Origin of the sequence: Halalkalibacterium ligniniphilum, from assembly GCF_000334155.1 — a bacterium.
In the GTDB taxonomy this organism is placed as follows: Bacteria; Bacillota; Bacilli; order Bacillales; family Bacillaceae_D; genus Halalkalibacterium; species Halalkalibacterium ligniniphilum.
Map to the genome: position 1 here is coordinate 1 of NZ_ANNK01000171.1, position 11,013 is coordinate 11,013.

Sequence of the window (11,013 nt, forward strand, 5' to 3'; positions counted from 1 at the left end):
CCGTTATATAGTTTATAGATGATGCGGTCTCTTTGCAGAAGACCTCTCCTCTTCTCGCTTTCTCGCAATCATGCGTCGAGGTTACTCGCTGTTTTCTCGGCGGATGATTTGCTCGTTGTCTTCCCCGTGTCGTTAAAGCCTTTTTCCGAAATACACTGCGCTATAAAACCTAATGTATATCAAATAAACAATGGCGGAGGAAGAGGGATTCGAACCCCCGCGCGGTTTAACCCGCCTGTCGGTTTTCAAGACCGATCCCTTCAGCCAGACTTGGGTATTCCTCCATATGTAGCTGACAAGAGACATTGTAACAAATAGCATCGTTGAAAGCAAGTGATTTCAGAAAAATAATTTTCATAGTCGCACCCCACGTAAACGGCACTACGTTATTAAAAGCGAAAAAAAGCCTATGGTTAATCATTTATATAAAACATACTAAGATTAGTAGTACAGACCCCGGCCAGGGTTTGTGCTACTATTTTTTATAGTAGAAGTGAAGTAAGGCCGACCAGCCTCTGGGACCATTTAAGAGTCCGCATTTAAAACCGGCCAACTTCACACCCTTATTTGAATCAGTTTAGTATGTTGGGTCCTAAGAGATCGAGTAAAAGAAAGTGGAATCGATAAGGCAATGTGAAGGCTTCTATGATTGGCAAGAGAAGGAGAAGTGAATATGAAACATGTACTGGCATTCGATGTTAGTATGGGGAAAAGTACGATGGTGATCTATAATCATCATAAGCAATGCGAACATGAAGGTGAACTTACCCACACTAAATCATCGTTTAAAGCTTTGAATGAAAAAATTTATGAATTGACTACACTGGATGGACAAGCACCTGAAATCGTATTTGAAGCAACAGGTGTATATTCAAGACCATTAGAGTACTTTTTTCAAACAGAAGGTCACACTTATCATAGAGTGAGCCCATTGGAAGCGACTATACAAACGTCTTCTATGCGCCGTAATAAGACGGATAAAAGTGATGCTCATGAGCTAGCTAAATCTCACTTTCGAACAGAACGTACCACGACTTACCAAGAAGAAATTTATTATAAACAAATGCGTGCACTCACACGTTATTATAATGAATTAGATAGTGAAGTAATCAATCTATTTAGTCGTATGCACGCAATTTTACAACTTAGTTTCCCTGAGCTTGAACATCTATTTTCTAAGCGTTCGGCACTCTTTTTAAATGTCGTTCAACTATTTCCCCACCCAGATGAAGTATTAAATAGTTCTAAAACGGTCATACGAAACCGAATCAAGGCGAATACAAAAAAGAATATATCCCTTACGTGCGCTGAAGAGAAAGGCATCGAATTACTTCACGCAGCGAGAGATTCTTACCCAGCGATATCAAGAGAAGATGTCCGCTGTGACCAAGTTCGAGATTATGCCAAACGTATTGCAGATTTAAAAGAGAAAAAAGAAAAACTTATAAAAGAGATGGTTACTCTATCAGAGGAACATATCGAGTATAAGGTATTACTTTCATTTCCAGGGATTGGTGAAGCAACAGCTGTAAGATTAATTGGAGAATTCGGGGATCTACGACGTTTTAAAAACCCTAAACAATTAAATGCATACGTTGGGATTGATATCATGCGGTATCAATCAGGTAAGACATTTTATAAGGATAAAATTAATAAGCGAGGGAATAACAAGCTACGAAAAATCTTATTCTATATGATTCAAACGATGATTAGACTTCGCACCAAGACGAACAACCATATTGTAGAGTATTACGACAAATTAAAAACGCAACCTCAAGGAAAGCCCCATAAAGTTGCGTCAATAGCGTGTGTGAATAAATTTTTGAAAGTGGTATTTCATCTCATCACACACAACATTACCTATGATTACGAAGCAGTTTAACCTGTTCGTAAATTAGTTACGTATACTATATCACACTTGACCTTTCGAAAAAACACACATCGTTAGGTCTATTTGCCTTACGCAATTTAATTTGGAGTGAGAGAAGCCCCCTTCCCCCTCTAAATTAAATCTTCTAACCCATATAAATGTGATGAAAAACACTTGACTAGAGGTAAGAAAAGAGGCTGGGACATAACTAGCCAAAAATAATAAAAAAGGTTCCAATCATAAAAATGATTAGAACCTTTTTTCTGTTGATTTATTCGATTATCCGATGTGGCGCTCATAGTGGGGCAATCTAAACAATCTTCACATTCATATACATGGGATGCTCGTGTAAAACCATTACGATCTGTGCGCTTCGACTCGTAAGAAACGTCAGCTTTTTCCCATTTGGGTACATAGTGAGGAAGTGCTGAATCGACTTAGAACAACAATTTTAAAATCCTATCGTGCAATTCGGGTTGAGCAGGTCGCGCTTGCAATGGTCGAAAAAGCGTTAGCACCTAAAAAGCGCCCTATAAGTTATACCTCTGCTGACATTGAAAAGTCGAGCGCCCAGTAAAAGAAGAATCAAAAGAAATGAGCAGGGAAGAAAAAAAAATCAAAAAGACTAAGCAACCTAACATTTAGAGAAAGTGGATGAACAACCGGACAAATGCCCGGTTGTTTTTTTGAATCGATAAATTAACTGAGTATAGCTAAATAAATCGAACTAATCATCAAGTTGAACAATTCATTCGCAATAATTGTGTTTGAAAGCGTAATCATTTTTTTCTTTCAGCTGTTAAAATAGAAGTAAGTAAGGGGGCAACGACCTATGTATTTAGATGAAAGAAGCAATTTAATACTAAAGGGAGTTTTAAGCAATCCTGAAATCTCCAATAAGGAATTGGAAAGTAAATATAATTTATCGAGAAGACAAATTAGCTACAGCTTCACTAAAATAAATGATTGGCTGGAAGAAAACAATTATCCTCCTATTAAGAGAACAAACGGAGGAAAGTTTATTGTCAGCCCGAAATTAATTGAACTGTTCGCGGAAAAAATTGATGGTTCTGTTGCTGCAAAATATATTCCTTCTGAAAAGGAAAGAGCAGAACTAATCATATTGATGCTGCTGGGCAGTGAGGATGAATTATCTCTCGTTCATTTTTCAATTGAACTAGAGGTTAGTAAAAATACCATTCTTCGTGATATGAAACTCGTGCATCAAACAGTCAGCTTATATAGTCTTCAAATTGTTTATTCGAGAATTCATGGCTATGACATCGTGGGAAATGAATGGGATAAAAGAAGACTGCTTGTTGATGTATTGCGCAAAGTTTTTGATATGTATCAAGGGGAAGCTTACATTCAAAGGCTGGCTAGAATTTCAACTGCTGATATTGTCAAGCTAAAGCAGCAAATGGAAGAGGTTGAAAAGACACTGCATCTCCAATTTATCGATGAACGAATTAACATTCTCCCTTATATCATGGCAGCTATATTAAAAAGGATTAAAAAAGGCAGTTTGATCACTGGATCCTACCATATTGATTACGAAGCATTATCAGATACAAAGGAATATGAAGCAGCTGAGATTTTCATTCAGGAGATGGAAAACATCCCGAAAGAAGAGCGTTTATTTATCACCCTTCAGCTTCTAACTTCAAATGTGCTGTCATCACAATTTTTAACAGACCGGGAATTACCGCAGCTGAAAAAAGCGTTAGCGGAAAGCCTGGATCTGTTTGAGAAAAAAGCATTGATTGTGTTTAAAGAAAGGGAGTTATTGCTCGAAAAGCTAGTGCTGCACATGAAACCAGCTTATTACAGAATAAAATATTCCCTGACAACAAATTATACGATTCTTGAAAAAGTCAGTGAAGAATTTGAAGCGATCCATTACATTGTGAAGGATTCGATCAAACCTTTTGAAGATTATATCGGATGTGAGATACCTGAAAGTGAAATAAAGTTTATTACGATTTTTATTGGCGGCCATTTAATCAACAGCGGGGAAACCATTCAATTAAAGAAAAGAGCCATTGTCGTATGTCCGAATGGTGTTTCGATCTCAAAGTTAATGGAAAATACGCTGCGTGATTTATTTCCTGAGTTTTATTTCTATCAAGCCTTTTCAATAAGAGAGTTTGAACAGTTAAAGCTGAACTATGACATTGTGTTCTCTCCGGTTCCTGTGCAAACAGATAAACATCTATTTATCGTGGATCAATTTATTTCTGATTTTGAAAAACTGCAATTGAGGCAGCGTGTGATGCAAGGAATATTTGGCCTGAACTCCTCAATTGTAAATATTGAACAGCTAATGAATGTCATTGAAAAACACGCAAAGATTGAGGATAAACAGGCACTGGCAAAATCATTGCAGGATTACTTCTCCTTCCAGGTATCTAATGAAATAAAGAACAAAAAGGATTTTAGTTTGCCGGATTTAATCAAGCCGGAAACGATTGTGCTGAAGGATCGGGTAGAAAGCTGGGAGGATGCCATTAACATTGCTGCTGAACCCCTATTAAAGAAAGGTGTTATTAAAGAAAGGTATGTAGCTGCAATGCTCCGTCAACATTCTGAAATAAAACCGCATATCGTTTTGCGTATGAATATTGCCATCCCTCATGCAGCTCCAGAGGATGGAGTAAATGCAGTTGGGATGAGTCTCCTAAAAATAAAAGAAGGTATCTCATTTAAAGATGGTCATAAAGTACATTTCGTCGTTGTCATTGCAGCGATCGATAAAAATCGGCATTTAAATGCCTTGCTGCAATTAATGAAGCTTTCAGATATGGATGAAGTGTTGAACAAATTGATCCAAACGGATGACGAAAACGAAATCTGTAAGGTCATTCAATCAAATATTAAATAATCACACTGAAATCGGAGGAATGAAAATGCCGCTTAAAAACTTTTTAAAAGATGAGCTAATTAAGCTGAATCTGCATTGTGAAAGCTATGAACAAGTTTTTGAAGTGATTTACGAAGAAGCATTCGCACGTGGATATGTGAGCGAATCCTTTTTTGAGAAAATAAAAGAAAGGGAAGCAACATTCCCAACAGGATTGGACATGGGGACTAGAAATGTAGCGATTCCCCATACAGATCCTGAATATGTCCATGAGCAATTTATTGGCATTATCACGCTTGAAAAACCCGTGCTATTTTCTCTGATGGATGATGCCTCTAAAACCGTCGAAGTAAATATTATATTTATGCTCGGGTTAAATCAACCGCATAGCCAATTAACGGTATTACAAAATTTAATGCAGGTTATTCAGGATGAAGAGGGCCTTGAGCGAATTTTAGAGGCGAAAAACAATGAGGAGATTTACTCTTTTTTTAATGAATTAGCAGCAACTTAATAGAGAGGGAAGATCATAATGCAAAAGACTATTTCAGTAACGTCGGTACAGGGATTGGAATAGAAGAGCAAGATCAGCAAATCCTTGATCATCTTAAAGGATAAAAAGTTTTAGAATTGTAAATTGGCTATTTTCATAAGATTTTTATAGGTATTTATACCTGTAAAGTACATAATTTTCTGTAGTCAAAAGGAGGTTAAGTTCCTATGAAAGCTGCAGTATTACATTCGGAAAATCTTTTTACGTATGAAGAGGTTGAAATTGATCCGTGCAAGGATGACGAAGTGAAAATTAAAGTGATGGCAGCGGGCATCTGCGGCTCCGATACACATAAAATGACGAGCAAATGGAAGTATCCGCTTCCCACTATTATGGGGCATGAGTTCTCTGGCTTTATTGTAGAGATAGGAGAGAAAGTCACCAATGCATCAATTGGTGACCGGGTTGTCGCCATTCCTTTCCTTCCATGTAATGATTGTGAATATTGTAAGCGTGGTCAATTTTCGCTATGTGAGGATCACGGCATGGTTGGCTCCAAATCCTTCGGAGGGTTTGCAGAGTATGTGAATATTAAGTCTACCAATGTGCTGCCAATTGGCGATATGGATTTTGAGGAAGCAGCCATGATTGAGCCGCTTGCAGTTGCTCTTCACGGTGTATTAAATATCCATCCCCGTATTGGTGATATAGCTGCGGTATTTGGTATCGGAACAATCGGGATATTAACGATACAATGGCTGAAAATTGCAGGTGTAAAAGAGGTTATCGCTATCGATATTTCTGATAATAAGCTCGCAGATGCACATGCGATGGGCTGTGAAAGAACGATTAACCCGTTTAAGGAAAATTTACTTGAAAAGATCGACGAATATACAAATGGAAGGGGTGTGGACATCGCCTTTGAATGTGCGGGCTCAAAAGTTACACAGGAGCAATGCTTGCTCGTTACCGCTAAACGAGGGAAGGTGGGCTATTTAGGAATTGCCTACTCCGATGTCCATCTATCAGAACAAGCATTTGAAAATATTTTTAGACGAGAGCTGACGTTAAAAGGCTTTTGGAATTCATATTCTGCTCCATTTCCAGGGGAAGAATGGACAAAAAGCATCGACTTTATTAATAAGGGACGAATTAAGCTAAAAGAATTAATTTCTCATCGCTTTAAATTGCAAGACACACAGAAAGCGTTTGACATGATGATTAACCGTGAGGAAACGTACGGAAAAGTATTAATACTACCAAATAAGGAGTGAACAAAATGGAAGCAGTAATAAAAGATGCGCCAGGTTATGACAATATGGAATTAAAAACAATTGAAGAACCGGTCGTCCATGGAGATCTCGTTAAAATAAAGGTTGCATATACCGGCATTTGCGGAACCGATATCCATGCCTTTACAGGGGAATACCGAAATTCTAAAACACCTGTCGTGTTAGGGCATGAATTTTCTGGTGTGGTAGTGGAAATAGGGGACAATGTAAAGAATGTAAAGGTTGGAGACCGGGTGACGAGTGAAACAACGTTCACAACATGCGGTGAATGTGAATATTGCTTGGAAAAAGACTATAATCTTTGTTCAAATCGCAAAGGAATTGGAACTCAGGTAAACGGAAGTATGGCGGAATTTGTGCTGTCACGTGAAGAAAGTGTCCATGTGCTATCAGATAAAATCAGCCTTAAAGCCGCTGCGTTAACCGAGCCTCTTGCTTGCTGTGTGCATGCAGGACTTGAAAAAACAATAATCAATCAAGACGACAAGGTTCTTATTTTTGGACCAGGCCCAATCGGCTTGCTGCAATGCCAGGTTGCAAAGGCTCAAGGTGCATTTGTTATTTTAGCAGGAATTACGAAGGATAAAGACCGTTTGGACTTAGCTAAATCATTAGGTGCAGACGTTGTAGTGGACGTGTTGCAGGAGGATTTGCAGGAGGTCGTCATGAAGCATACGAACGGCTACGGCGTTGATAAAGTATTTGAATGCTCAGGGGCCGTTCCAGCCCTTAATCAAGGTCTGCCGCTCGTTAAGAAAAAAGGGACATTTGTGCAGGTAGGTATATTTGCAAATAAAATGAATCCACTTGATCAGGAATCGATCATTCAAAGAGAAATTACTTATATTGGCACACGTTCTCAAAAACCAAGCTCTTGGCATACAGCATTGAAGCTATTAGAAGAACAGAAGATTGATACAGATAAAATGATTACAAAAGTTGTACCTTTGAAAGAGTGGCGTCAGGGCTTTGAGGCTGTAATGGCTGGTAATGAGATTAAGGTCATAATAGAATCGTAGGGATTACTTAATGTTTAAGCTATGAAAAGATTATTGTTGATTGTAATGGAAGACGTGAGACTCTTGCTTAGGATAGATGAGTTAAAGGGAGAAGGCTCCCAGGTCCCCGGGGGAAGCGTATGCCTGAAGCGGAAAGCAACTGACAAATTTGACAGGTTTAATGTTTATAAAAACACTTTGCTGAAATCAGTAAAGTGTTTTTAGCTGCAAATATTATTTTTTCATCACAATGTTGTACAATCGATGATCAATAAATGAGGATGAAAGCGCATACATTTTTTCTGTTTCAGGTGTTACTATTAACTCAAGGAAGAAAAGGAACATTTTCTAAATACAGAAAATGCTATTTTTAAAGCCTAAAAGCAAGCTTTCACTGAGCTGAGAAAACGTGAAGGGAGGAGCAATATGTATCTTGATGAGGCCGTCATCGAGAGGGAAAACAATTTGCAACAGGCCTGCCAGGGAAAGGCTATTCTGTCACAATACCGCATACTGATAGCGAGCATGTAAACAAAAAAAGATCAGTGCGGAAATATTAAAAAACACAATTGACTTTGGAATTTTGGTGAAGTAAGTGACACAATTCCTGTTAAGCTCGTTTTTATGCTGGCGATGGATCAGGCACATTTACAATTAGAGCTTCTTCAAAGGCTGATGCAAATTTTTCAAAACGAAGATACAGTGCAATTCCTCGCTAGTGAAGAAGCTCAAACAAAAATTTAGTAAACAAAAAATTACAGCTATAATCATGAAAAGGGGATATAAACAATGAAAAAACAAATTTTAGTTGCATGTGGCGCTGGGATTGCTACTTCTACAATTGTTAACGGTGCGCTTGAAAAATTATTCAAGGAAAATGGAATTGAGGCAAACCTAGTTCAATGCAAAATCACAGAGGTTCCCGGATATGCAGACACAGCAGATCTGTTAGTTACAACTACAATCGTACAAAAAGAATATCCGTTCCCAGTAATCAACGCTAGATCATTTCTAACAGGAATTGGACAGGAAGAAGTTGAAGCAAAAATTTTGGAAGAGCTAAAAAAATAGACTGATATAATAGCTAACCTTGAATTAATTGTTTTCTATTCATCCTTTATAGATAGTCTTTGCGAGAGGAATGGAGAAAGACACTTGGTTTGGTGACATGGAGAGGGGAATCTGTTTTGGATAGAATGGTTGAATTTTTACAAGCCTTTTTGGCTCTTGGGCCAACGGTTATTTTGCCGGTTGCAATCTTTCTTATCGGTATTGGATTTGGACAAAAACCTGGAAAAGCTTTTCGATCAGGTTTAATCATAGGTGTTGCGTTTGTAGGGATCTTCTTAGTAGTTGATTTACTTGTTAGCAACTTGGGACCGGCTGCAAACGGTATGGTTGACCGCTTTGGAATTGAATTAAATATCATTGATGTTGGATGGCCGGGAGCAGCTGCCATGTCTTGGGCTTCACCAATTGCAGCTTTTATTCTTCCTTTAGCACTGCTAGTAAACGTTATTATGCTAGTGACAAGAACGACAAAAACAATGAACGTAGATATTTGGAATTTCTGGCATTTTACCTTTACAGGGGCAATTGTTTATACTTTATCTGGAAGCATGATTCAAGGTTTAATTGCGGCTGTTCTTTTCCAAATTGCTTGTTTAAAAATTGCGGACTGGACAGCTCCGATGCTGAGAGATTACTTTGATTTACCAGGCATCTCGATTGCAACAGGAAGTACCGTATCCTATGCACCGCTTGGTATCCCGCTTGTTAAACTTCTTCAAAAAGTACCAGTTATAAAGGATTGGAATGCAGATCCAGAAACGATTCAAAAAAGATTGGGTGTTTTTGGTGAATCTATCTTTATGGGGCTATTCCTTGGTGCTGCACTAGGCCTACTCGCAGGCTATTCAGCAGGTGAAGTAATACAAATTGGTATGGCGATGGCAGCGGTTATGGTCTTAATGCCGAGAATGGTAAAAATCTTGATGGAAGGTTTAACCCCTATTTCTGAATCAGCACGTGAATTTTTAAAGAAACGATTTGGAGATCGTGATATTTATATTGGACTTGATGCTGCAGTAGCAATCGGTCACCCATCTGTTATCTCTACAGCGCTGATTTTAGTGCCAATTACAGTAGCTCTTGCAGTCTTCCTTCCTGGAAACAACGTACTTCCATTCGGTGACTTGGCAACCATACCGTTTATTGTGGCATTCATTGTAGGTGCTGCAAGAGGGAATATTGTTCACTCCGTGATTGTTGGTGCAGTACTTATTGCCTTGACGCTGTATATGGCAACAGATCTTGCTATCATTCATACAGAGATGGCAGTTAACGGACAATTCAATATGCCTGAAGGTACCAACCTTGTATCAAGCCTTGACCAAGGCGGAAACTTAATTAACTATGTAATATATAAATTCTTTGCAGTTTTTAATTAATAGCAGATGAGAAATATCGGTTCCGGTGAAAAACTGGAGCCGATCATTCCCGCCATAGAATACGAGAAAGCAGGGTGATCATATGGTAGAAACATTTATAGATTACGCTCTGGGCCCTCACGGAAGATATTTAAGTGAGCTTTATTTGCAATATCAATTTCCAATCAATATGGTTATAGTCGGTTTTGTCATCTATAAGATTTTCTTTGGTAAACGCAGAAAAGAAGAATCTCCTAGCCCGGCAGCTCAAAAATAAAATTTTAGGATTGACAGCTTGCCTGGGCTTATCTCCTATTTAAAACATCCTCTCGTAAAACTCCTTCAGTCCATATTCGTCGTGGGCGCAGGAAATTTGAGAGGATCGGTCCTTAATACGAGAGGATCGGGATGGCGCATCGCTGGGTGCTGATGCTAAAAGCATTTAAGCATGAAGCCCCCCTCAAGATGGGATTTCCCACACGCAAGTGGTTGATCCCTGAAAGGATGTCGCTCGGCACGATAAAAAGAGGCTTGGACATAACTAACCAAAAATAAAAAGGGTTCCAATCATAAAAATAAAATGGTTGGAACCCTTTTTCTATTGATTTATTCGATTATCCGATGTGGCGCTCATAGTGGGGCAATCTAAACAATCTTCACATTCATATACATGGGATGCTCGTGTAAAACCATTGCGATCTGTGCGCCTCGACTCGTAAGAAACGCCAGCTTTTTCCCATTTGGGCACGTAAATGAATCATCTTCTTTAGCTGGCTGAAATTCGTCTTGTTTAAAACGTTTTTTCTTTTCTTTACGATATGTATTGTACGTGATAAGGGGCGTGCGCTTTCGATTATCAAGCACATCCTCATAATTTTCCTCCCTTCCATAACCAGCGTCTGCGACAATATTAGTCTGGGAGTTCAAAGAAAGGGTGCTCAATTTTATCAAGGAATGGGCGCAACGTACGTGTATCAGTTGGATTTGAAAAGATCTCGTAAGCTTGAGCCAGCCACATCATACGTATACTGTCTTTAAGAAGGGCCCCGAGAACATTTTTTTGTTCTCGAA

General features: G+C 38.7%; 9 protein-coding genes, 1 tRNA gene, 1 pseudogene and 1 other annotated feature. Of the genes and pseudogenes, 9 read left to right on the forward strand and 2 right to left on the reverse strand.

The features are described 5' to 3' along the window. Window positions 1–191 precede the first annotated feature (191 nt). Window positions 192–284, reverse strand: a tRNA-Ser gene (locus BLT_RS0120845). Between the two features lie 389 nt (window positions 285–673). On the opposite strand from BLT_RS0120845, the gene BLT_RS0120850 reads away from it, so the two are divergent. The 9 genes from BLT_RS0120850 to BLT_RS24165 all read left to right on the forward strand — a co-directional run bounded on the left by BLT_RS0120850 (window position 674) and on the right by BLT_RS24165 (window position 10,219). Then, window positions 674–1,882 carry an IS110 family transposase gene (locus BLT_RS0120850; RefSeq protein WP_017728219.1) on the forward strand — a complete coding sequence of 403 codons (1,209 nt, stop codon included), beginning with the start codon at window positions 674–676 and terminating at the stop codon, window positions 1,880–1,882. Between the two features lie 820 nt (window positions 1,883–2,702). Continuing rightward, window positions 2,703–4,751 carry a BglG family transcription antiterminator gene (locus BLT_RS0120855; protein ID WP_017729638.1) on the forward strand — a complete coding sequence of 683 codons (2,049 nt, stop codon included), beginning with the start codon at window positions 2,703–2,705 and terminating at the stop codon, window positions 4,749–4,751. Window positions 4,752–4,776: 25 nt separating this feature from the next. Beyond that, window positions 4,777–5,244: a PTS sugar transporter subunit IIA gene (locus tag BLT_RS0120860; RefSeq protein ID WP_017729639.1), complete on the forward strand. Its 468-nt coding sequence runs from the start codon at window positions 4,777–4,779 to the stop codon at window positions 5,242–5,244. A 206-nt stretch (window positions 5,245–5,450) separates the two neighbouring features. After that, window positions 5,451–6,497 (forward strand): galactitol-1-phosphate 5-dehydrogenase, encoded by a 1,047-nt coding sequence (locus tag BLT_RS0120865; protein WP_017729640.1) that lies wholly within the window; start codon window positions 5,451–5,453, stop codon window positions 6,495–6,497. A gap of 5 nt (window positions 6,498–6,502) precedes the next feature. After that, complete coding sequence (locus tag BLT_RS0120870; protein WP_017729641.1) at window positions 6,503–7,534, forward strand: zinc-binding dehydrogenase; 1,032 nt, start codon at window positions 6,503–6,505, stop codon at window positions 7,532–7,534. Window positions 7,535–8,146: 612 nt separating this feature from the next. Beyond that, a complete protein-coding gene (locus tag BLT_RS25050) occupies window positions 8,147–8,257 on the forward strand; it encodes a hypothetical protein (protein ID WP_394295524.1) in 111 nt (36 codons plus the stop codon). 45 nt (window positions 8,258–8,302) lie between these two features. After that, window positions 8,303–8,584: a PTS sugar transporter subunit IIB gene (locus BLT_RS0120885; protein ID WP_017729644.1), complete on the forward strand. Its 282-nt coding sequence runs from the start codon at window positions 8,303–8,305 to the stop codon at window positions 8,582–8,584. 125 nt (window positions 8,585–8,709) lie between these two features. After that, window positions 8,710–9,963 (forward strand): PTS galactitol transporter subunit IIC, encoded by a 1,254-nt coding sequence (locus BLT_RS0120890; RefSeq protein ID WP_035426175.1) that lies wholly within the window; start codon window positions 8,710–8,712, stop codon window positions 9,961–9,963. Between the two features lie 82 nt (window positions 9,964–10,045). Further along, window positions 10,046–10,219 (forward strand): hypothetical protein, encoded by a 174-nt coding sequence (locus tag BLT_RS24165; RefSeq protein WP_017729646.1) that lies wholly within the window; start codon window positions 10,046–10,048, stop codon window positions 10,217–10,219. A 90-nt stretch (window positions 10,220–10,309) separates the two neighbouring features. Continuing rightward, window positions 10,310–10,418: a sequence feature (23S ribosomal RNA rRNA prediction is too short), on the forward strand. 152 nt (window positions 10,419–10,570) lie between these two features. Here the strand turns inward: BLT_RS24165 and BLT_RS25055 are convergent. Continuing rightward, a pseudogene (locus tag BLT_RS25055) lies at window positions 10,571–10,945 on the reverse strand (transposase); the annotation flags it as partial. Between the last annotated feature and the right edge of the window lie 68 nt (window positions 10,946–11,013).

Coding starts and splice junctions, on each gene's coding strand:
- BLT_RS0120850 (WP_017728219.1), top strand. CDS start 674: ATGAAACATGTACTGGCATTCGATGTTAGTATGGGGAAAAGTACGATG.
- BLT_RS0120855 (WP_017729638.1), top strand. CDS start 2,703: ATGTATTTAGATGAAAGAAGCAATTTAATACTAAAGGGAGTTTTAAGC.
- BLT_RS0120860 (WP_017729639.1), top strand. CDS start 4,777: ATGCCGCTTAAAAACTTTTTAAAAGATGAGCTAATTAAGCTGAATCTG.
- BLT_RS0120865 (WP_017729640.1), top strand. CDS start 5,451: ATGAAAGCTGCAGTATTACATTCGGAAAATCTTTTTACGTATGAAGAG.
- BLT_RS0120870 (WP_017729641.1), top strand. CDS start 6,503: ATGGAAGCAGTAATAAAAGATGCGCCAGGTTATGACAATATGGAATTA.
- BLT_RS25050 (WP_394295524.1), top strand. CDS start 8,147: ATGGATCAGGCACATTTACAATTAGAGCTTCTTCAAAGGCTGATGCAA.
- BLT_RS0120885 (WP_017729644.1), top strand. CDS start 8,303: ATGAAAAAACAAATTTTAGTTGCATGTGGCGCTGGGATTGCTACTTCT.
- BLT_RS0120890 (WP_035426175.1), top strand. CDS start 8,710: ATGGTTGAATTTTTACAAGCCTTTTTGGCTCTTGGGCCAACGGTTATT.
- BLT_RS24165 (WP_017729646.1), top strand. CDS start 10,046: ATGGTAGAAACATTTATAGATTACGCTCTGGGCCCTCACGGAAGATAT.